We start from the raw sequence: 21,356 nt of genomic DNA, 5'->3' as shown, positions 1-21,356 counted from the left end.
ACATTGACAGTTAAATTTTAATTCCAACAGCACTTATCTTCGCAATAAGCATGTCAAACCAACAAGCACCACCCATTGACCCGGAGTCAAGGAGACCAGACCACGAGAAATTTAGTGATACGCAATCCACTCAGAGTACTGATAGGACGGTCGTGGCGGAACGGGGCAACGAAAGCCAACAATCCAGCCATTAATCGCAAAAATCGCTCTGGGTTGCCGATTGGAAAACTACCAATCAGACAGTGGAATCTAGAGATCCACCACATAAAACGCAATTCCCACCAGTACGATCTAGCTCTCCGGGGCCAACAGGTTTTACCATCAAGATACTAATATCAATCGAGTGACTTAGCATTGCCTCGATAAGGTCAATGTATTGAACTCGAATCGCTTCATACATAGTCCGCACCATAACAACTTCACGCTGAAGCTTATGATTCTTTTCTTGAAGATTCCTGTATTTAGCATCGCCATCATGATTAATCTTTGAAACTAGACAAGACCGCAAGCAAGCGTCAATTTCAGATTGATATTTCCTGATTGTCTCTCTAGAAACTCCTGCGTATTTAGAAAATTCTTTTTGGCTATAAACATATCCTCCAATTTCTTTTTGGCGAACACTTATCAATTCCAAAATCTTAGAATTGAGATACCCCTTTAGACGCTCACCTCTGAGCTGCATAAGCCCCCCGATATATTAATTCTTTTTAAAAATCTCATTCAACAGAAAATCAGCCGACAGTTCAATATTTTTGAAATGTTGGTATTGCGGACTCAACTCCCCTCCAGCAGTTAAGATATGATTCTTTATTAAGTTAGCGTCTCGGCTCAATCTTTCAATTTCCAGACGCTGCGCATCATCTTGAACGTTCACTATTAAATCCTCGCAAGGCTTGCCATTTGTCCCCTTCGCCAAACATGACAGACTGTGCTGGCATGGTTTCAACGCAAGGTTGTGAGCGCACGCTCCATGTGGCATTGGATTAACCACACGAATGGCTGCTGAAAGATATTCCTCTGCGGCTTGACGATTTTCAATTCTAAGTTTATTGAAAGTTGTTTGAATAACCCCCACAGCTCTATCTTGCCTAACACTTTCAATCATATCCTGCAGAATCAATGATCTGCTTAAAGCTGGTGTATGATCATAAACCTGAGCCTGCGTGAGGTCTGAACGTCCTAGGATCAGGTTCACCTGAACATCAGATAAACCTCCCTGCTTATAGACAGTATTGAGCCAATGCCTAATATCATGCCAGTAAAACTCAGCCACTTCACCGGTACGAGGATCGAGGACATTAAATTTCTTAAATAATGACTCTTCAGTTCTTGATGTACCATCAAGCCACCCTTGAAACATACCAACCGAAACCTTCCTAAATTCCCTATCACTCTTAGCATTAGAAAATGTCAACAAATTCCGCGGGATAATGAATAATGAATTTTCCGGCTCTAGAATTGCCACACCATTCTTTTGGATCGTAGGCAGAATTTTTCGAGCAAAGTTTAATTCGAACTCAAAATCAGGCTGAAATGGAAAAGTTTTATTCTCAAGCTGACACAACAAAGCCTCATCAAGGATATCGTCAACAATCTCACGCATCCATGATGGATTGAAGGTAACTTCACAAAATGCCTCAAGACGCTGCAACGATATAGCATGAGGGTGGCGCCTCAACCTGCTTCGCCACTTATATACATTTGAAGTCAAAGGCAAATATTCATTCCAAGCTTTCTCATACATAAATATCTTAGAATTCATAGCTTTCTGACATTGAAGCAACTTGACAACTGTTCGTGTAGAGGCACCCAGAAATGCCGCGACCTCAGACACACGCCCGAGGCGTCCAACCAACTGAATTACATCTACAAATTGCCCTGTAGATTGATAATAAACCCCTCGCGGCGTATACAAATCGAATTCGCTCACCCATTTCGCGACAAACTTACGCGCATAATATTTCAAACTAATAGGCGTTTTTTTTACTTCCTTCCAATTCACCCCTGGATTCAATCTCATTTTCTTAACAATACGACGCCCTTCCGCAGTATGTTCAGTGATAAATTCTACCGCTGCGCGTACTGCTGGGTATAAATCTTGCGGAAATGGTCGGAAGTACAATCGCCCTCCCTTTTCGGGAAATATTTTTATAACCCATTTCCCCTCTTGCTGTATCAAGCAATCTACAGGAAGACATGCCAGCTCATTGATTCTACCGCCCACAGCTGCGTTAATCACTAGCGCACTAATATAAAATCTATCCCGAAAAGAAAGTTCTGGATGAGTGGCCAATCCGAATAAATCTCTAATCACCTCTGTAGGTAGGAACTTTCGCTCTCTTCCCTCTTCACTTCCATGCCGGCCATACTTACATCTGCCTTTTGGAGCATCATAGATTACCCTTAAACCAATTCGCTTCTGCATCCATTTAGCAAAGCCCTGAAGTGTTGTTAAAGTTGAAATCTTCCCGGTCACCCCGCGCTCTGCGTAGGTCCTTTCAACCGCTTTAAAATCCAATAGATTCAATCGTGAGATTTCTTTACTACCCATTTCCAAATCAAGCCTAACTAATGCCTCGATGGAGGCGAATGCACCATCAGCGGTTACACCCGCTTGGACTCGCTTTGCTGCTATATACACTTTAGCAACTAATCTAAGCTCGTCATTTCTAATACGGCAAAATCTCAAATTGTATTGCGACAGATTTCCAGGGCGTTCAACCCAGTCGAGAATATTCCATTCATCACAAAAAAAATCGACTGAAGGCTTTAACCCCTCAACAAGTGATGCTGCCAAATTTATCAAAGGCTCTGGGAGGCCATGACCACGCAACTTTGAGTGAATATCCATCTTCGTCATTCCCCACTATTGATCCTAGCCATAACATCGTTAACCGCTTGGTATACGCGCTCCAGCTCTTTCAGTATCTTACTCCTTTCCTTTCCACCCTCAGCTCTACCCCATCTTTCTAATTCAGACTCTAGGTAATCTAAAGATTTTTTATGGTCTGCGTTGCGCCAGGCAATGAAATACCTACAACCATTGTAACAATTAAAAAATGGATGATGCCCACAAGATCCGGACTTGCCACATTCCCCTACTATAGCTGGCTGATTTACGACCGGTATCAATATAGGCATCCCCGAACTCTTATGCCCAAGCTGACCGGCGAAAAATAAACCATTTAACTCTGAGAATATCCCACCTAATTTTCTGTTTGCTCGCTCCAACAACGGGCAAAACTCAGAAGCCAAACAGTCAATGTAAGCATCAGCTGCATGCACGGAGTCATGCTCAAGTACATATTGTATCTCGTCCCTAGACGCGCCTTGGGCGGCCATCTGTGTAGCTCCGCTATGTCGGATTCTATAGGGTGTCAAGATTAGAGGCCTATTCGTACGCGGACTGATCAGCTTTAATCTGCTACACCAGCCAGTTATCGCCCGTCCAAAATTTGATGATTCTCCCTCCCTTGAACTCACTAACAACCTCCCAGTCCTTTCCTGTAACGCCTTAACCTTAGGAGATGAGGAGTACTCGAGAATGGCATTAGCAAGTTGAGTAGTTATGGGCCAAAGCTCTGACGCCTGTCCTGTTTGATATTTTGCCTTAGGCATTCTAAGGAAATATTGGCCCCCTTCTGCCATCGAATCGGGTACCCACAATGCATCACGGAACATTTCATGCAACTGGATAGGTCTCTTTAATGTTTCGAACGAGATCCAAGTAAACAGCCTTGAGGTGAAATCCGCCGTGGATTCCCCCTCTGCAGAAATGATCATTGCTTTTCGAACCACTTCAATTTCGGAGCTTGTTAGCGCCCCGCGCGTCTCGTGCCATTCCAGTATCCTTAAAGTTGGGTGAGGCTTTTTAAGCCTTATAGCCTCTAACTCCAATGCATGAATCTCGTCCGCACCTGCCAACCCCTGAAAAGCAGCGTAAATGTAGAACCTTCGAAACTCGGTCGCCTCCGCATGGGATGATGTCATAACGCTCAACAATTTCCCGAGAGACATATCTGAAAAGTCCTTCCATGAAGGTTGCCAGTGCCTTTCCAAGCAAGAGATCCCCGCGTGCACTGAGCTCAGGATTCTAGGGCAAACCGACTCAAGCTTGTGCACTAGGTACTTTTTGACCACCTCAATAATTACTACTGGGAGCTGGTATCTGCTTAGATCAATAGAATATCTAGCCCTTCTCCACACCGCTTCAACATAATCTGTCGTCACATCAATGAAAAATGGACTACTCGGATCAGCATTACATCTTACATATAGCCGCCCGACTTCATCTTCAAATTCACCAGAATCATTGACTTCAATACCCATTGCTTACCCCTCAAAATTTAACCTCATCAACTCCCTTCTTGCCTTATCCCGAATCGCGCGCCGAGCATAACCTTTTAATGAGTCAGGACTACTCCATCCTCCCATGTAAACTACGTGATCTATTTCCGTAGAATTGTTCTCTAGCAAACTTGCAGCTTCGTAAAGCCTATTGAACACAGCGTGGCGTACGAGATGCCAATGAAAAGCTTTGACACACTCATTGCTAATCATGCAAGCGACTTTATTTGCCGCTGAACAGGATAGTGGATTACCCAGCGAGGCGTTACCGTGAGAGATCAACAGGAATTCGTGGTCTAGATAAGCTGTAAACCCTCCTTTTATTTTTCTTTTAACTCTATATGTATCTACATACTCCTCAATGGCTCTAATCATCCCCTCATCACCAGGACTAAAATAAAGCCGCCTACCAAAAGTTTTAACAAGTGGATTATTGGGAGCTCGCGGATCAGAATAATCTGCCCCTCTATCCTCTATGCGGATAATTTCCAAAAAAGGATATAAACCAGTCAGATCAATATCCACTAGGCGTAATGCTAACAACTCGCCTAGCCTTAATCCAAACCTTCTAACTAAGCGCCACATGATGTAGTTTCTTAGATTCAAGCCGCGAGTCACGTTCGCACTTGAAAGCTGCCCTACTAAAAACCCCTCTATTTTTTTCAATTCATCGTCCGTCAGGTCATGCGCGATTAGCTCTTTTCTGCCGCTCACCATTACACTAGACCAAACTTTCTTATGGCTTTCAATTAAACGAATATAGCTAACATTGACGTCAATACCGGTAGCAAACAAAGGTGTATAGTTCTCAACAAACCAAATTGAGAAAGTGCTGCAGCTTTGTAAGATCTTACAAACATATTTGTTTATCTGGGTCCCATCAACCGGCGGCGATATAATCTTCTCAAGCCAATTGGCAAATTTTCTTACACATCTAAAATCTAGTCCTTTCCCCTCAAGCAGCATGCGCTCGATATCGAGCCCAGTTATGTTTCCCCATGTGAATAAAAAGGCAACGTGGTAGAGCACTGTACGAATACTCGCCTTATAGCGACGATTACCCATTGAATACGCTACTTCGTACAGACTAGCGCTAAGACAAGGTACAAACGTTTCTACTGCCACCAACTGGTACCTAGCTACGTGTTGATGTGAAAACTTAAGAACCTTGTACTCTAACCCTACAGTCCTAACTGATTTAGTTCTTCTAGTTAGTCCAGGCATGAGACATCTCCTTCAGCATCAGTTGCAGAAGTTGTCTTCGAATGAATTTTATCAGCCTGCGACCAAAGCGACTTTAATAAGCCATCCCCAATCGAGTAGTTTGATCTTAACTTAAGACAGCTAGTTGACTTATAATCAACTAGCACGGACAGCAATTGATAACCGGTGAGAATTTCAAACAAAAAACGTATAAATATATTTTTGCCGCCCATATATCCGCACCTTGACATTAGTTTATGTCTTAAAGGTACAGATGCTGGGCCGCGGATAACTCCGTCGTCTGCCAACTATCTAACAACCTACGGTGCTACATTGGCACATTTTTAACGTAAACCAGTTGACTGGACTAATCAAGACCTTACGTCGCAGGTCTGACGGGACGCGGGGCTGCGGAGCTCTCATCCCCCCGCTATCTAGGCACTTTGAGGTCAGATAAATATGGAATACACCCGATAACGCCCGGAATATACCGTCCACACGCTCTGCGAAGAACTTGGAGCGAGCCAGCAATAAGTCGTTCAGGGTGGAACGAACCGTCGTATCTTCAAAGTCCGGCAGTGGGTGCACCTCCCATTCATCCAGCGACTCATTGTTATGTCGACGAGATGACGCCTTCTTGCCCATGGGATTGCGGATCTGTTCTTGCCACTCGGAACGGCGTTTTTGAGGCATGCACTCATAGACGTCGGTGAGCGACAGGGCTTTGCCCCAGTAGGATGCATTGAGCGTGGCAATGGCGGGTTCGAGCTGCATCAAGCGCGCGATATCGGTGGTGTAGTAGCGGCCTTGATCACTCGTATTCCCTTCCATGAAGTACCAGAGGGCGCCGCTGAATCCCCCGCCAGTCATCATTTCATGCAGTTGTTCGATACGGCCACGCTCAGAGAGATAGCCGCCAATCAGACCGTCCACCAAGTCAGCGGAAGCGGGCGCGAAGAACTCGGAAGCGTCCTCTACGATATCGCCAATTTTGGCGTGGGATAGGTCTGTCATGGGGGTGATCTCGTACAGTTTTCGATACTGCCGAACCCCCCAATCAAGGAGGTGCGTTTAGACGGAGCGGCAGCCGCTTAATGTGATGGACTCATCGATAGTTTTACAACCCGTGATGTACTGCACTGCTTAATGTTCAGCTGTTGCATAACGTGCGAATGCAACCTCTGTTCGCGAGGGCCAGATCTCTGCCTAGCTCACATAACCGCTATTGAAACCATCGTGCTCACCAGAACCCAAATTCTGATGGGAGTTGCATAGGGATTAGGAGAGCTCTTGGTGCTTATTGCATTCGTTCCTAGGCTCTGTACGTAAACCCAAGAAATACGATTTTCTGTAAAATACACCGCCATTAAAGCCAGGAGGCCAAGATGGCAAAGCGGTATGAACTCCCCGACGCAGCCTGGGATCTGGTTGCAGATATCTTCACCAAAAATCAGCGCACCGGGCGCCCTCGGGCCGATGATCGCCTGATGCTAAACGGTATTCTCTGGGTGCTTTGCTCTGGCGCAGCCTGGCGAGACATGCCCGAACGATTCGGCCCTTGGTCAACGATCTATCAACGGTTCCGGGGATGGCGTGATTGCGGAGCTTTTGATCAGATGCTCAAGCGTCTTCATATCCGATTGAATGAGCAGGGTTTGATTGACTTGGAAACATGGATGATCGACTCCACTGCCGTACGAGCAACCCGGGCCTCATCAGGTGCCGGGAAAAAAGGGGATTTGAAGAACCGCAAGACCACGCGCTCGGGCGCAGCCGGGGTGGCCTGACGACCAAGATTCACATGCTGTGCGACGCCAATGGTGTGCCTCTGCGTTTCCTGTTGTCAGGCGGACAAGCCAGCGATATAGCCTATGCCCAACCGCTACTCGATCAGGCTTGCATACCCAGCCTGCGCGGTCGCCCACGCAAGCGTTGCCGCTGGTTGCTGGCTGACAAGGGTTACGACGCTGAAGCGCTGCGCCAGTATTGTGATCGTTATCGCATGCAGCCAGTCATTCCGTTGCGAAGCATGAAGCGCAAAACCAAGCCAGGATTGCCTCGACTTTTTGATCGCCCCAAATATCGGCAGCGCAACATCATCGAACGCATGTTTGGCTGGCTGAAGGAGAACCGTCGCATCGTGACGCGCTTCGACAAGCTCGCAACAAGTTTTGCGGCGATGGTCTCATTGGCCTGCGCTATGCGGTGCTTGCGACAATACTTTACGTACAGAGCCTAGTGTCTCACCACTTTTCAGAATGCAAGTGGTTCGAACGCGACACAAGGCGCTACGGCAAGGCGTACTTGGGAAGGGTAAACGTAGAGGCATCGAGTATTCGTTGAGGGATCCGGATGGACGGTGAGAGCGTCGTTCGCCCACTCCCTTGCCGATGCCTTGATGATGACTAGTTGAGGTTGTAACCGTGCGACCTGGTCAATAGGATTTCCTTCCAGTGGCTCTCGCGGGCATCTATTTCCCCTGGCATCGCATGCAGGTCTGCGATCTCCAGCAATGAGAATCGCAGATCTTTTTCGCGTTCGGGTGGAGCATCAATACCAAACTCCCGCTTGAGCGCCACGTTATGACCATGGTTGGTTGTCGAATACGTACACCAGCGCCCCCAAATACCTGTCGCCCCGTCGGCCTTGCCCACGTAAAGCTTACCGGTATGGGTATCAGTGATGAGGTAAATGCCCTTGACGCTCGTCAGGGCCGAGCGCCAGGAATCAACGTTCTGCTGCACCACCACATCAAGCTGGCTTTTGGTCAGGTTGACCTTTTTGAACCCTGGAAACTGACCGATGCTGAGGCGTTCGGCCAGCAGTTCAGTTACTGCCAAGTCGCCTGCCAGGGTTTCACCGTACGGGTAGGAGTTGCGTTTGGTGTAGTTGCTGCTCAGATACAGCCGCCCCACCCACTCTTCGGCCGCCGGCACACGTTGCAGGGTATAGATGTAGTCGGGCTTGGGGCCGACTCTTTCGACACACTCCACCGTCCGAAACAGACCAGCAAACAACCAGCGGGTTGGACTGCCAGCCTGAATAAGCGAAACAACGTAGGGCAGCTTAAAGTTGCGGTTGCTTTGTCGGCTCTGCCACTTGTCGAAGCCTCCCTGTATGAACACGTCGAGTGGATGATCCTCGCCGTTGTACCTGGCCAAGTGGACCTTTGCTTTTTCCGGCGAAAATGCAGGCTCCCACAGCTTCAACAGATCAAACAGATTCAATACTGCGCCCCCCAAACATTCAGGATCGCGAGTGTATTCCTTGCAAGCTGGGAGTGCATCGACGAAAAGTTCCTAAGGTCATAAGGCCGGATGGGATGCTTTACAGGGTTTTAAGACAACACCACCAAGACCGCCGACAGATGGTGGCCGAGAAGGCGGGGGTGGCCCAGGCGAATCGCTTAGACATGACTAAGACCAAATTAGAACGAGATCGCGGCATGCCGACGCCTGAGCCCCACAAGCTAAAGCCGCTGACAGATGCCCAAGTGACAGGTGTGAGCCTCGCAGCTTTCTACCCTCACGTGCCGGAAATAAACTTGACACTCACAAAAACAGCGTGCGACATTTGTCCACGTTTTATGGAACGTGGACAAAGACAGGGCGAGCTATTTTGAAAGGTCAAGACATTTTACTGCTATACAAAATGGCGAGCCTACACGCGCAGGAAGAGGTGTCGCCGTCAGGTCGCGAAACTGTGGCCTGGGGCGGCATGTCCTTGATTGACCTACTGCCCGATGATTATAGCCCCGAACCAAAATTCATCACTTCCCCTCCGCGCGACGAATCCACCATCGACATAGTAGATGTCGTCTCGCGCTTCATCGACGCGGAATCTTTTAAGTGGCAAGGCTGGGACTACGATGACACTAGCCCAAAAAGGACTGTCGCAAAATGGGACGACCGCTACACCTTAAGGGCACTCGCTGATTCCTTAGGACTGAGCAAAAGTGAAATCTCAAACTCAATCGTTCGGTGTCGAGAGGCTGGGCTTGTAACAAACGACTACGAAACCTCCCTGCCCAAGGTGAATCGCCCCGCTCTTTTGAAGATCACTGAGCACGCCCTAAAATACTTTTTCCCAGTCAAGCCTGGCGCCCTGGTGAGGGGTATTCCAACCGGGTTTGCATCTCCTGTGCTTACCAAGCACCTCAAAAGCGCTGGAGAAATTATCCATGTCTGGCCCGACCCTCAAGGAAAGGAGCGTGGCCAAGCAATCGAGCCGATCTACAAGACCGTTCCAGAAGCTGTAAAGAACGATCGCACCCTGTACCACTACTTAGCCCTAGTAGACTCCATCAGGCTGGGCGGGCCACGAGAAACCAGCGTTGCAATTCAACTCCTAAAGAAAGGTATGGGCCTTTGAGCATCGCCTCAGATCACAACTATGAGATGTTGAGCGCCGTCGCGGAAGGATTAGGCGACGAGCTATTGAATGCGGTCGCCTTCGTCGGAGGCTCTACAACCTGGCTTCTTTGCACTGACGATATTGTGCTGGACGACATCCGCAGCACTTATGACGTTGACCTGGTGATCGAGCTAGCAGGCATTGCTGACTGGCAAAGACTTACAGAGCGCTTGGCGGCACAGGGCTTCAAGATTACCGCTGAGGACAGCGATGTGACATGCAGGTTCAAGTTCAACGACGTCATTGTCGACGTGATGCCTTCAGTAAAGGAGATCCTCGGGTATGAAAATCGATGGTTTGTGGATGGTTTATCGAACGCAGAAACCATTACCCTTCCCAGCGGGATTGCGATCAAAATTTTCAAACCGACGTATTTTATCGCTACAAAGCTCGAAGCATTCAAAGGTCGCGGCGGAGGCGATTCCTACCATAAAGATGTCGAAGATATCGTTCTGGTGGTGGACGGCCGAGAGAGTTTGCTTGAGGAGGTTACACAGGCAGATCAAGAGTTGCGAACGTATATCGCGGCTGGTATTGCCGGGCTGCTGGCGCTCAACTACCTTCAAAACGTGATCGAAAGTTCGCATTCAGTCAGCGCGAACCCAGGTAGAGGCCAGATCATTTTTCAGCGTCTAAAACAGTTGAGCAACGTCAAATGATCCGGTACTCAACAAGGACCGTTAAGGGGCAGGATCGCGACGAGAATCGAGATTGCGTAGGGGCGGCATTTGATGGCGTTCGGGGAATTTTTGTCGTCGTCGATGGCACCTCCAAGCCCGGCAGCGGGCAATTGGCCCAGGCATTGGTCGAACAGATTTTCACGGGTTATCAGACACGAATCGAAAATGGCGTTTCTGACTCGGGTCATGACCAAGTCGAATCACTGCTAAGGGATATACTCCAGGAGGCACATTCCTCACTCTTCTCGGGCGGAGTCACAGGATCGGCAAGTTATCTCGTCGCAGTGGTTTCCGGTGAACTCATTACCGTTGCATATGAAGGTGACTGTAGCGCAGGCGTAACGTCCCACTCTGACCCCATCGCTTGGTTCACTGCACCACACTGCCTTGCCAACTGGAGGCGTGATCGCAGTCATAGACAACTGGCAACAGACAAAGGTCGGCACCAAATTAGCCGTAGTTTCAAAGCACGGAAAAAACCAGATCCAGAGTTCATCACAAGAGTTGCCATCGCGGGTGAAACGCTAGTAGTTGCAACTGACGGTTTCTGGGCTGATTTAAGCGATGCAGCACAAACGCTGCTGCTTGGACCCTACTCGCCCGATCCTACCCATGTCGATGACGACGTCACCTGGATAGTGGTACATCTATGAAATATTCGAAAACGCTACCAGGCACAGCGAACAGTTCCATACCGACGGAAACGTTGCTCCAGTACGCCAAGTACTTGGCTAGTGAGATCATAACAGTAACCCATGGAAGTCGATCTTATGCAGCCAGTATCATCGAGAACTGGGAGTATTCGGATGGAAATTTCGAGTTCACATTTCCCGAGGAGGCCCTTGATTACCTTCAGACGACTGATGATCCACGGGGGAAAATCGTCAAGGTGCTGTTCACTGAGATTGGATCTTAATAGCGCAACAAACGCTACACACATTAAATGCTATAAAAATCATTTCCGCACATAGAAAAGCCCTCGCATTCAGATATGCGGGGGCTTAGCGATTAGAGCTAACTTGTTAGTGCCCTACTTGGAAACGGTAACCTGGATACCATCGTGACGATCTTCAGCACGTTTTGGGTTAGGCACAAGTTTGCCGTCTTTCCAAACGTAGCGAGCCACAGCTTCCTTGGTAGGGTGGCCTGCGTCGTTCTTTGGGTTACCGCTGCCATTACCGCCATTACCGCCATTACCTGCATTGGCGCTGGTTGCAGCGAACAGAGCGACGATTGCGAAACCCAATACAGTTTTCTTAATACCCATCATTACATCTCCTTGCGGCACTACGGCCAAATATTCATTAAGTTTTGCAAAGTCATATTTGCTTTGCTTGCGAAACTAAATTAACCCCCAAGCGCCGACATGCAACCCCATAAAAATTGTTTTTTATGAAAAAAATTACTAATTCAATGTTCTAAACGGACATTGATAGTTCTTAAAAGTTATTCTGAATATCGCTCACAATTGACGGGCATCGAAATCACCTAATACTAGAAAAGTAAATCAGGATTTATCACCCACGTGCGACCTTTACTAATAACGGCCGGCGGCCTCTTGTGAAGGGCATAGACAAAATGACGAGTGGTGATTTTCCCACTTAGATAATGTGCCAGAGCGCTAATCACATACCGCATTTATCCCTCCTTTTGACCTCATACAGCACGAGGCCACGAGGTTGGTGAGCTGGCTTAAAAAGATTCTTTTGGCACGAGGAATTGAACCTCATCACCTAACCTTGACCGAGCAGATGCTGCGTCGCTCCCATCAAAAGCGAGTTGCATCGACGCCCCAGCAAATCGGCAAGGATTTCAGCATCATTCGCCGCATCCACACTGTCACGATCCAGCGCAGATTTGAGGGCGCTTTTGAGCCAATCGCTTACCGCCGGCGATTCAAACAATTGGGTATGGGCTGACTCTACAAAGACAGGACCTTCAACCCTGCCATCTCCCTGCCAACGTTGATTGTCCAAAGCGGATTTCAAGAGAATGCAGCGCTGCTTCTGTTGCTCGCTCTCCTCCTCGGCCTGAATTCGGAGCTCATGAGGTGTCAGGCCAGTTGTTCGCTGCAGGGTAACCACGATGTCGCCACCGCCTGGGTACATCGCACTTTCAAAACTGAGTTGAATGTAATTCTCAGGGTTACTCTCATACAACTGCTGCCCTAGCAGTTCTGAAAGAAGGTGCGCGGCTCCGCCTGCCACCGTAGTAATCGGATTCCCGTAGGTTCGAACAAACTCAACCATCTGGCACACATTTACCATCTGTTGGCCAAGAAGTGTTCGAAGCTGAATGGTCTCCGCAAGCAAATCCTTGTACGAGGGCAGATTGGCGTCGCTGGGTGGATAGATGGCCGGTATGGAGTCACTGGTAGGCATAGGGAAACCTCTTCAGGTGGAAGAATGAGGCTATCCCCTACCGCCCTCCTGCCAGTTCTGTATTAGCCCCAGAATAGGGGCATGATTTAGACGGACCAGAATAGTTTTCCAGAAAGGTGTAATTTATTTCCTGGTACTCGGCCTGACCCGAGCCTTCAGAAAACCAGCAAGAAAAGCCCGCACTTGGAGAGTTGGCTTGTTTGCGGGTGATCAACGAGCGAACTGAACTTCAACCCCAACCTACAAGATCGAGAGCGCCGTCATGGCCACGTTCACTCCTGATGAAGTCGCCTCCGCCCACCGGCGACGTGGAGACGGTACAGACCATCCTCGGTCATGCCTGCCTTGATCACAGCAAGCCGTATCTAACTGCTGACATCGAGGTTATCCGTCATGCTTTCGAGCTTGCACTGGCATAGTGATATCGGTAACTCTTTCCGCTAGTCAGCATTGATATTGAAATGTCCGCCCAGGGGTGAGGTTTTTGCCCCCGAGAACTTGAGGAAATCAACAATGGCTAGGCTCACACTGACCGATTTTGACGAATGGCTCGATGGCGCTGTGCAGACGGACGTAGAGGACGTGTACGCCCTCCATGAAGCCGTTGACGGTGAAACAGAGTTCGCTCAATACAAAGCCGAGCGCGCACCAAATGGACAGCTCTTGGTCTCGTATGGCGACGATAGCCCTTGGTTGAGGCTGTCCACGGAGGAAGCTAAGCAGGGTTTTCTTCGTCGTCTTGGCGGCCGTTACGTTGGGGAAGGTTGTATGGACATCGGTGCGTGGTATGTCATGCACATGGGATTAGCGTCCGATTAAAGGAAATGCCTTTGTCCTTTCGCTCGCCCTGTGCGGGCTTCGGCAGTAGGAGAGGCGCGGTTTTCGCGTCCGCGAAACAGAGAAGGAATTAGGAGTTGGCAGCAAACAACATAGTTCGACACAAGACAACTTAGTGCGACACTCGTCATTATAGATTGACACAAACACGCTGCCGAATCGCCCTCTGGAGCAGAGCAACAGGCTGCAGCCCCGGAATCACTGGTAGGTTGTGTCAAACTATGATGTCGTTGCTTTCCGAGGTTGATACGCGTGTGGTCAGTGGCTTAGGGGCCTTGTGTCAATCTATGTTGTTGCCACCCACATCGTGCCTCTCCGACGTTTTCGCGGACGCGAAAATGGCGTCCTTCTACGGCCTCGGCCCAGCGCGGGGGCTGGGCTTGGGCGTTGCTGTTTTCCTAACTGTTTTGAGCAGCTCGTAATGCCGCCTTCAAGGTGGTGCGTCGGGTAGTAGACCGGCTGGATTTCTGCGCCTTCTCGATGATGCTGCGCAGGCCCGCTTTGGCCGCAATCAGATTTGCAGCGTCACCAGATGAAGCCTCAAGGATCGCGCTTAGGTAACTGGCAGCATCGTGCAGCGCTTCCAGTTCTTGGGCAGAGACACACGATCCTTTCATGGCTCGTTTCCCTTACGCCTGGGGTGGAATGGTGGGGCTGGCTTTCCAGCCGAATTCGGTTTGACGCCAGATGTAGCCGAGCTTCCGGCCAACTCGCAGGTAATGAGCTGCCCCTTCGCGAGTAAGCCAAGCTGCGTGACCATCGGCATCAATCAAACGGGAATTGCTTCGAGTATTCATGGCGTTTTCCTCGAACAGTTACTGTTGATCGCCCATGACTGAGCACACGTAGATGAACCACGTCAGGCCATCAGTCACCACAAAGAACCCGAGCCACAACTTCCAGAAAGATGCAGCTTGCGAACTGAGCCATCCAAAAAAAACAGCGAGAAAGGCTGAGAAAAAAATTGCTTCACTGATGCTCATGTCATTTCCCCTTAACTGGTGTGGTGTTCGATGCAGGCTGCTTTGCTCTCGAAAACCTGCTCGCTGCCGGTCAGATCCAACGCGAGGCGAAGCTGCCCCGCGAGGCGCACGAATGCGTTGTCCTGGCCGTTGATGAGCATGTGCCCGGCGCACTGCATATCCGTCTTCTTGTGGCAGACGAACGAGTCTGCGGCCAGGATTTCAGTCGCTCGATCCTTGCCCAGCCACCCTTGCAAGGTGTCCTTGCGAAACGGGCAGTCCCGGCACGGCTTCTTTATGTGGGGTAGCTTGGACATGGCTCTACGTTTTCCTTGAAGGCCCCGGCGTACCGGGGCAGGTTGATTACCAGCCGCGATTTCCTACGCGGAGTGATTGAAGGCGCGAACATGGCCTTTCTTCATCTGATAGCGAGCGAGGTCGCTAGCATGGTCAACCTTTTCTGCATGGCCAGCCCCCGTAGCCAGACGCTCAGCAGCAGCCAGGGCATCAGCCTCATTTGCGAAATCATTCTGGTAAGCCGGGATGCCGTTGCTGATCATCTGTACTCGTACATTGCTCATGCTGTTTTCCTGAGAGCAAAGCCACTCCGCGCCCATATGCCGCCAATCCAGAAGGCTCTCAATGTCACCGGCAAAGTTGACCCCGAGCAAAGCCCGTTCTTTCGCGTAATTCAATTCCACTTCCAGCGTTGCTGTATGACGCATGGTCGCGGTGCGGGTTGGGATCTTTGCTTGAGTGCCAGTAGTCATTTCAGCCTTCCTCAGTGATTCGCTTCAACGAGGTCGATTCTATATCAAACTATGGAATAAACAAGATATTTCCATATCTAAATATAGAATTTCTTCACTACACAGATGAACGCGTGCTTGTCCTGAATACCCTTAAGCCGGTTATAGAACTGACTTGGCGTGACGCCATGCTTATCGGTCGCTTCCTTGGCGCTTAGGCCATGAACAAGGTGATCGCGCAATGCGGCAATTACCTTTTCGCCACTGGTCTTGGTGTCGCTCAACAGAAGCTCAAAATGTTCTGCATCGACTCCTCCTGGCGTTAGAACCGGAACATCAGTCCCCATCGGTAAAACTCCGCAACAGAATCAATATTCCACAGTTTACTATGGATTTACGCGCCTCGACTACAACGGCTTACCAGCTCACAACGCGACTTCAAAAGCCCGCCGAATCTTTTCCTATCAATTCACAGTCGCGGCAAGGCGTGAGAACGTCAGCGCCTCTCAGGATTCGTAGACCGTCACATCGCACTCACGCGGCATACCCCATTGCCCGTCATTAGGCAGCCGTCCCTCCTCCGTAGTGGTCAGCTCGTTTTCGTAGAACACCCACTACCCGGCTGGATCGAGGCCGCACCAGTTCGCCCAGGAGGGCTATGATTGAACTGGTGGAGCAATGTTGGTGCGCGTGTTCATCTGACATTCCTGGGTTAAATCAGTACGGTAGTGAAGCACGTGGGAACACCTGATTTTGAGCCAAGCGAGTCAGTTCGAATTTGTGGCGGCAACCCAATAGGTCTTGTAAGACAGCCCATCAACGCGAACTCACATAGATAAGGGCCTGCACTGACCACGTCTTCTGCCCCTGCGGCAATATCGGCCCATCGGTAAACCGAAAATCTTCGAACCCCTGCAATACGGCCTGGTCGACGGCGTTATCGTTTGAACTGTTCACGATGGACAGCCGGGGCACGAGAGAACCCAGAATATATTCCAGTTTCACTGTGACCTCCTTTCCCACCGGCCCAGGCTTGAGGGCCCCTGACACACTTTCCTGAACACGCGATATTTTGCTCTGAATCCTGCCCTCCGTCGTCCCAATCCAGATCTTGTTGTAGCGCTGTTCTTGTTCTGCGGTTAGTTTGACTCCTCGGCCGAGAAGCCGCTGAATTCCGTCCCATTCGTCACCAAAACTGGCACGGGTTGCCTTCAAGTAAAGCGTCATGGCGCCCTCGAGATCCTGCTGACCGCCCTTGCCTTCTTCCATCAGCTTGGCCAATCTGGCCTCAGCACTGTTGCTGTTACCACCGGCGGCTGCACGCAGGTATAACCGCCTGGCCTTCTGATAATCCGGGGGCCCGTCGAGACCACTCTCGGCAAGCTTGCCGAGGAGGACATAGGCCCGCTCATCGACATCAGCCGCTGACTGGTAAAGGGTCTTTGCCTTCGCAATGTCTTGGGGGACACTACGACCGTTTTCATAAAGGTCGCCGAGCAGCATCTTGCACATCGAGTCTCCACTCTCGCTGAGGGCCAGGATGTATTCGAGTTGCTCGCGCGTCACTGAGCCATCATTTGGAGAGACCCAGCAACGCAAGCCGAAGAGGGGATCATCCTGGGGGATGCCTGCGGGAACGTTGACGCTCGGTACTGGCTCTGCTGAACAGGCGGTTAGTAATACGTAACACAATGATAAAAACACAATTCGCATGATTGCTTCCTCCGTCACTACTCGATCATAAACACAGGCACATCCATCGCGTCGGCAATCATCAGGGTCGATCAGCACCGCAGGGGCAAAGGGCTCGCTCACGGTATTTTCCCTTAACTAAACGCTTGCCAGAACTCGTCCAATACAACGAGCTTTCGCCCTGGTTTCTTGCCTTTAAAAAAACGGCCACGGGGAAGGCGATCACCACGGTTCAGCTTTTGCCTCCACTCTTCGAAAGCGGCAGTCTTGCGACGATATGCTTCGAAGCGCTCCATATCGGGCAGTGTCTGTGTAACCGTGACAAACCGTGTGCCGTACTTCGGCGTGACGTCTGGCAGGAAGCTTTTGCCTTTGCCGGTACCGGCGTTTTCGGCCAAAACCACTTGGGTTTCTTCGCCGGTCGAACTGGTGACTTCCATCGGGTTTTCCTCGAACAGTTACTGTTGATCGGCCATGACTGAACACACGTAGATGAACCACGTCAGGCCATCAGTCACCACAAAGAACCCGAGCCACAACTTCCAGAAAGATGCAGCTTGCGAGCTGAGCCATCCAAAAAAAACAACGAGAAATGCTGAGAAATAAATTGCTCCACTGATGCTCATGTCGTTTTCCCTTACAAATCGAAGGCCGACACAATGAGGGCATCAACTTCGCAGTAGTCCTCAAATGACAGCGACTTACCGGCGCACAAACCTTGCAGGAACCCCCGCAGACGGGGCACGTCTGAATGGCTATTGGCAGCGTCTTCTTCGTAGGCCTCAAGCGTTTCGAGAGCGAGCGGCTGATCTTTCAGGCATCGCGATACCTGGGCGAATACAGCCCGCAACGCCGCAGCTTCAGCGGCACGCTGGGCAGGCGGCTTGACCAGCAACGAGAGCAAATCTTCATACAACTTCCCGCGCTCGATGTTCACCTGCTGCATTGCAGCCTGCTGGTCCGGTGTCGTTGGCTCCGACACGCGCTCACTTGCGTCAGTGACGTTGGCCAACACATCAAGCGCGGAACCAACCGCAGTAATGCGCGGGAGCAACGATTGGATATCAATAACCACAGCCATTTGCTTTGCCCTCCTGGGCGTTGTCCTGCTCGATCCGAGGGCCGAAAGTGGCCTGTTTCTAAGTCCTCGGCCCTGGCTTTGAGGGCCAGGGCTTGGGTACAGCGGCGGTTTCCTATCAATAGTCCTGCAAATCGTAAGTCCCGCCAGAACGTGCCAGTAGCTTACGAATTTGTTCCTCGGTAGCAGGCTCATCAGGGCCGACTGTCCACTCCCAATACTCGCTCAGAACCACCCAACTGTCCCCGATGACCCAAGTTATCGGCCACTTGCCGTTTGGATCAATAAGGCGATACCCAGCCTCTGTTAGTAGATCTTCAAACCCATCAGCCATGACCGTTTTCCTACAAGTCAGCAGGTTGTTCAAAGAGGGCGACGTGATCGCCTGCCTCTGCCAGCGGGTCGCGGCTGATGATGGCGCCGGACGTAGTGCGAAATTTCATTTCCATGCGTTGTTTTCCTTGAAGGCCCCGGCGTACCGGGGCAGGTTGATTACCAGCCGCGCATTCCGTGACGGTGCATCAGAACCGACGCTGCGGTACGCTGCGGCTCAACCATGTAATCCAACAGGTGTTCGGCTTGGTCGTCCGTGACTTCTGCGAAAGCTTTTTCGGAGCTGATCCCGTAGTGAACCGCGATGGATTCAAGAATTTCAGCCTTTGTACCGCCGTCGATGACAGCCAGAAATTGCGCGTTACGGTTGGTCATTTGCCTGTCCTCAGTGATTCGCCTCAATGAGGATATGTTAACCGTATTCGGTTAACTAAACAATAGATTGTTAACCGTTATCGGTAAAATATTGATACCTCCCTGGCAATGTCGCTGACCTCGTTCAAATCGGCCACCTTTCTAGAAAGCAACGGAGGCTTAACATTGAATTCACGACAGACATCGGCCTGCTTGCGACCTTCGACAAAATGACCGCGCAACGCTGCAACAACTGACTCGCCATGAATGCCGGTGAAGCGCAAAAGCCCCGCCAAATGGGCAGGGTCAACCTCACCTGGAACCAGTTTGTTTTTCTCAGACACCGCCAAACCTCAGATAGAAACGTTCACCTAATTCGGTTAACTATCTCATGAAAGAGCGCTTGTGAAAACAAGCCTATAGCGCAATCTCAAAAGCCCGCCGAATGACAGCGGGATCAACGCTTAAATAGGGCTTAGTGTGATCAATACAGGAATGCCCCAAAATCATCTGAACCGTTTCGACGTCACCAGTCGCGGCCAGTACCTTTGCCGCGAGTGAGCGCCGTCCGCTGTGCGATGAACCCCGCTTTATCCCCGCCTGACGGTAAAGCCTGCTGATGGCCTGTTGCAGGGAATCACACGCCCTGTATACCTCTGGCCCGCTATCCAACTGGCGGTGTTTGAATGCAAGTTCGAAGGCTTGCCCCTTGTGACTCAGAACCAGCTTCGAACCTGGGCGCATGCCTCGATACTCATCGGCGCCGGTATAACCCCAACGGCGAGCCATACGCACCTCAAACCAGCGCTCAAGGGCTTCAAGGCATTTCGGGTGTGTGAGGTAAATGTTCCGGGCACGACAGCCCTTCGTGATGGACGACGACAGATACACCTCTGGTCGCACCGCTCCACTTGGATAAAGCACGTCTGAAATTTCGACCTGGGCGAGTTCGGTGACACGGATACCAGTCGTGTGCGTGACCCATAGCAGCATCACGTCACGCTCAGGATTTCGCCCGGTAACTGATGCAACGCGAATGAGGTGTTTGAATTGGTTTGGCGAAGGGATGTTGCGCGGCGAATATCGGTCATAGGGCTCTCTGTCAGGATTGAACGCGGATCGAGGTCGATCCTGAGAGAGTTGGTGGTAGGCCTCCAGCGAAGCCTAACACCAATGTTTTCGGCATGTTCACGGAAAATTCGAGAACGCCAATATCAGATGACGCAATGTGAGACTACTACGACCATTCTTTCCAACCATCGTGATTCAGGATTGTGTCGAAGGCCCGGCCTACCGACTCCGCACTACCCGCTACCATTGGTTCCAATTGGACGGTACAGGCTCCAGATGCAGCGTCAATTTCAACATCTTCAATTTTCGGCCGATCGCTTCGGTGCCACGCAGAATCGTCTATGCGATAGCCTAACTGCGGTGGGACCTCGGACACGATTTCCTTCGCGACGTCTTTTGCTACTAAGCCTGCCTCATCAGAATGGAAGTAGATGCGCCGAACTGCTGTGTATTTCATTTGAAAGCCTTATTTGGACGGTGGCCGAGATCCCTGTGATCTCGCTGACGGACAATCATAGGCCCACTACAGCAATTCTGTCAGTGCGCTCGAGGAGACGCTCAGTACTCGTGCTATTCGCACGCGACAAAGGTCACGGAAAATCACATGGCAACGGTCATCCGGTCAGCCGGGTACTGTCGGATGAACTCCATGCTATCCCCGGCAGGGGCTTTCAACCAGTCGCCATACAGCCCTCGGGGCAAGATCACCAGCATGCGTTTCTCATCCTGGGGCTTGTGGTAGTTGCGCATGAATGGGTGATCGTCCGCGTTGATGGTCAACATCGTGTAACTGTGCAGGATCTTCCCTGTATCAGGATCGCGCCATTGTTCCCAAAGACCCGCGATGCCCATCAACTCGCCGTCCGCACGGGCGATGCGCGTAGCAATCGACTTCCTCGATCGCCAGTCAGGCTCGTATATGGCCGCAGCAGGGATGATGCAGTGCTGTGCCTTTCGCCAAGCTGTGCGGAACGACGGCTTTTGGCTGGCCGTCTCCCATCGGCAGTTATAGGTGTGCCTAACAATTTTTGTGTCTTTGCTCCAGTGCGGAATCAGGCCAAACGAGCCTGACAACACTTCCACCGGCGCCAGCGTCTCAGCATCAAGGTCGAAATGTTCCGTGCGACGGATAAAAGGTCCGGTGTAGCCTGGATACAGTTCCAACTTGCCCTGCTCGTAAGGATCAATGCCGAATGTGTCGGCGAGCTGCTGCGGCGTCGGCGCTTCATAATGACTGCACATACAGACCCCCCCTC

General features: G+C 50.5%; 28 protein-coding genes and 1 pseudogene. 6 read left to right on the top strand and 23 right to left on the bottom strand.

The window, feature by feature from the left end; all coding sequences use genetic code 11:
- Positions 1–235: 235 nt before the first annotated feature.
- From FQ182_RS24375 to FQ182_RS24355, 5 genes are all read right to left on the bottom strand, one after another.
- Positions 236–682, bottom strand: a complete 447-nt coding sequence (locus tag FQ182_RS24375; RefSeq protein ID WP_125923840.1) for a hypothetical protein — start codon at positions 680–682, stop codon at positions 236–238.
- 15 nt (positions 683–697) lie between these two features.
- Complete coding sequence (locus FQ182_RS24370) at positions 698–2,851, bottom strand: hypothetical protein (protein ID WP_139273551.1); 2,154 nt, start codon at positions 2,849–2,851, stop codon at positions 698–700.
- A gap of 5 nt (positions 2,852–2,856) precedes the next feature.
- Entirely contained in the window at positions 2,857–4,329 is a 1,473-nt protein-coding gene (locus tag FQ182_RS24365; RefSeq protein WP_080761392.1) for a site-specific integrase, read from the bottom strand.
- A gap of 3 nt (positions 4,330–4,332) precedes the next feature.
- On the bottom strand, positions 4,333–5,571 hold the full coding sequence (locus FQ182_RS24360) for a site-specific integrase (RefSeq protein WP_069553525.1): 1,239 nt from the start codon (positions 5,569–5,571) through the stop codon (positions 4,333–4,335).
- Positions 5,572–5,862: 291 nt separating this feature from the next.
- A complete protein-coding gene (locus FQ182_RS24355; RefSeq protein ID WP_177034406.1) occupies positions 5,863–6,564 on the bottom strand; it encodes a hypothetical protein in 702 nt (233 codons plus the stop codon).
- 371 nt (positions 6,565–6,935) lie between these two features.
- On the opposite strand from FQ182_RS24355, the pseudogene FQ182_RS24350 reads away from it, so the two are divergent.
- Positions 6,936–7,789, top strand: a pseudogene (locus FQ182_RS24350) (IS5 family transposase).
- A gap of 166 nt (positions 7,790–7,955) precedes the next feature.
- Here FQ182_RS24350 and FQ182_RS24345 read toward each other — a convergent pair.
- Positions 7,956–8,777: a GIY-YIG nuclease family protein gene (locus tag FQ182_RS24345; protein WP_046485906.1), complete on the bottom strand. Its 822-nt coding sequence runs from the start codon at positions 8,775–8,777 to the stop codon at positions 7,956–7,958.
- Between the two features lie 391 nt (positions 8,778–9,168).
- Here FQ182_RS24345 and FQ182_RS24340 point away from each other — a divergent pair, with 391 nt between their 5' ends.
- From FQ182_RS24340 to FQ182_RS24330, 3 genes are read left to right on the top strand one after another with little or no spacing between them, the layout of a single operon-like run.
- Positions 9,169–9,921, top strand: a complete 753-nt coding sequence (locus FQ182_RS24340) for a MarR family transcriptional regulator (RefSeq protein WP_046485847.1) — start codon at positions 9,169–9,171, stop codon at positions 9,919–9,921.
- On the top strand, positions 9,918–10,622 hold the full coding sequence (locus FQ182_RS24335) for a hypothetical protein (protein ID WP_046485849.1): 705 nt from the start codon (positions 9,918–9,920) through the stop codon (positions 10,620–10,622). The genes FQ182_RS24340 and FQ182_RS24335 overlap by 4 nt, the downstream gene beginning before the upstream one ends.
- On the top strand, positions 10,619–11,296 hold the full coding sequence (locus FQ182_RS24330; RefSeq protein ID WP_052743367.1) for a serine/threonine protein phosphatase: 678 nt from the start codon (positions 10,619–10,621) through the stop codon (positions 11,294–11,296). The genes FQ182_RS24335 and FQ182_RS24330 overlap by 4 nt, the downstream gene beginning before the upstream one ends.
- Positions 11,297–11,673: 377 nt before the next feature.
- On the opposite strand, the gene FQ182_RS24325 is transcribed toward FQ182_RS24330, so the two are convergent.
- Both FQ182_RS24325 and FQ182_RS24320 read right to left on the bottom strand, forming a co-directional pair.
- A complete protein-coding gene (locus FQ182_RS24325) occupies positions 11,674–11,913 on the bottom strand; it encodes a hypothetical protein (RefSeq protein WP_046485853.1) in 240 nt (79 codons plus the stop codon).
- 463 nt (positions 11,914–12,376) lie between these two features.
- The gene (locus tag FQ182_RS24320; RefSeq protein WP_149415301.1) at positions 12,377–13,024 is read right to left on the bottom strand and encodes a hypothetical protein; all 648 of its coding nucleotides are present in this window, start codon (positions 13,022–13,024) and stop codon (positions 12,377–12,379) included.
- Between the two features lie 281 nt (positions 13,025–13,305).
- Here FQ182_RS24320 and FQ182_RS24315 point away from each other — a divergent pair, with 281 nt between their 5' ends.
- Both FQ182_RS24315 and FQ182_RS24310 read left to right on the top strand, forming a co-directional pair.
- The gene (locus tag FQ182_RS24315; protein WP_256666423.1) at positions 13,306–13,443 is read left to right on the top strand and encodes a hypothetical protein; all 138 of its coding nucleotides are present in this window, start codon (positions 13,306–13,308) and stop codon (positions 13,441–13,443) included.
- A gap of 94 nt (positions 13,444–13,537) precedes the next feature.
- Positions 13,538–13,843, top strand: a complete 306-nt coding sequence (locus FQ182_RS24310) for a hypothetical protein (protein WP_057402048.1) — start codon at positions 13,538–13,540, stop codon at positions 13,841–13,843.
- 416 nt (positions 13,844–14,259) lie between these two features.
- Here the strand turns inward: FQ182_RS24310 and FQ182_RS24305 are convergent, their stop codons facing one another.
- The 15 genes from FQ182_RS24305 to FQ182_RS24250 all read right to left on the bottom strand — a co-directional run bounded on the left by FQ182_RS24305 (position 14,260) and on the right by FQ182_RS24250 (position 21,342).
- The gene (locus tag FQ182_RS24305; RefSeq protein ID WP_149494046.1) at positions 14,260–14,478 is read right to left on the bottom strand and encodes a hypothetical protein; all 219 of its coding nucleotides are present in this window, start codon (positions 14,476–14,478) and stop codon (positions 14,260–14,262) included.
- 12 nt (positions 14,479–14,490) lie between these two features.
- Entirely contained in the window at positions 14,491–14,658 is a 168-nt protein-coding gene (locus FQ182_RS29905) for a hypothetical protein (protein ID WP_178114521.1), read from the bottom strand.
- 18 nt (positions 14,659–14,676) lie between these two features.
- The gene (locus FQ182_RS29900) at positions 14,677–14,844 is read right to left on the bottom strand and encodes a hypothetical protein (protein ID WP_178114520.1); all 168 of its coding nucleotides are present in this window, start codon (positions 14,842–14,844) and stop codon (positions 14,677–14,679) included.
- Positions 14,845–14,855: 11 nt separating this feature from the next.
- A complete protein-coding gene (locus FQ182_RS24300) occupies positions 14,856–15,140 on the bottom strand; it encodes a DUF6283 family protein (protein WP_149494045.1) in 285 nt (94 codons plus the stop codon).
- A gap of 63 nt (positions 15,141–15,203) precedes the next feature.
- Positions 15,204–15,593, bottom strand: a complete 390-nt coding sequence (locus FQ182_RS24295) for a hypothetical protein (RefSeq protein WP_149415132.1) — start codon at positions 15,591–15,593, stop codon at positions 15,204–15,206.
- Positions 15,594–15,670: 77 nt separating this feature from the next.
- Positions 15,671–15,919, bottom strand: a complete 249-nt coding sequence (locus FQ182_RS24290; protein WP_149415133.1) for a PapB/FocB family fimbrial expression transcriptional regulator — start codon at positions 15,917–15,919, stop codon at positions 15,671–15,673.
- A 469-nt stretch (positions 15,920–16,388) separates the two neighbouring features.
- Positions 16,389–17,387, bottom strand: a complete 999-nt coding sequence (locus FQ182_RS24285; RefSeq protein ID WP_149415134.1) for an SEL1-like repeat protein — start codon at positions 17,385–17,387, stop codon at positions 16,389–16,391.
- Positions 17,388–17,398: 11 nt separating this feature from the next.
- Complete coding sequence (locus FQ182_RS24280) at positions 17,399–17,704, bottom strand: hypothetical protein (RefSeq protein WP_149415135.1); 306 nt, start codon at positions 17,702–17,704, stop codon at positions 17,399–17,401.
- Between the two features lie 18 nt (positions 17,705–17,722).
- Positions 17,723–17,890, bottom strand: a complete 168-nt coding sequence (locus FQ182_RS29895; protein WP_178114519.1) for a hypothetical protein — start codon at positions 17,888–17,890, stop codon at positions 17,723–17,725.
- Positions 17,891–17,901: 11 nt separating this feature from the next.
- Positions 17,902–18,345, bottom strand: coding sequence for a hypothetical protein (locus FQ182_RS24275; RefSeq protein ID WP_149415136.1), 444 nt, complete (start codon positions 18,343–18,345; stop codon positions 17,902–17,904).
- Between the two features lie 115 nt (positions 18,346–18,460).
- A complete protein-coding gene (locus FQ182_RS24270) occupies positions 18,461–18,676 on the bottom strand; it encodes a hypothetical protein (RefSeq protein ID WP_061433814.1) in 216 nt (71 codons plus the stop codon).
- A 158-nt stretch (positions 18,677–18,834) separates the two neighbouring features.
- Entirely contained in the window at positions 18,835–19,050 is a 216-nt protein-coding gene (locus FQ182_RS24265; protein ID WP_149494044.1) for a hypothetical protein, read from the bottom strand.
- 77 nt (positions 19,051–19,127) lie between these two features.
- Positions 19,128–19,373: a PapB/FocB family fimbrial expression transcriptional regulator gene (locus FQ182_RS24260; RefSeq protein ID WP_149415138.1), complete on the bottom strand. Its 246-nt coding sequence runs from the start codon at positions 19,371–19,373 to the stop codon at positions 19,128–19,130.
- Positions 19,374–19,446: 73 nt separating this feature from the next.
- A complete protein-coding gene (locus tag FQ182_RS24255; protein WP_256666397.1) occupies positions 19,447–20,025 on the bottom strand; it encodes a site-specific integrase in 579 nt (192 codons plus the stop codon).
- A gap of 675 nt (positions 20,026–20,700) precedes the next feature.
- Positions 20,701–21,342, bottom strand: coding sequence for an SOS response-associated peptidase (locus FQ182_RS24250; protein ID WP_149415140.1), 642 nt, complete (start codon positions 21,340–21,342; stop codon positions 20,701–20,703).
- Positions 21,343–21,356: the final 14 nt, after the last annotated feature.

It is taken from the genome of Pseudomonas sp. ANT_H4 (assembly GCF_008369295.1).
Classification (GTDB): Bacteria; Pseudomonadota; Gammaproteobacteria; order Pseudomonadales; family Pseudomonadaceae; genus Aquipseudomonas.
Note: the sequence above shows the minus strand (reverse complement) of the source record. Positions and strands in the feature narration are given on the sequence as shown.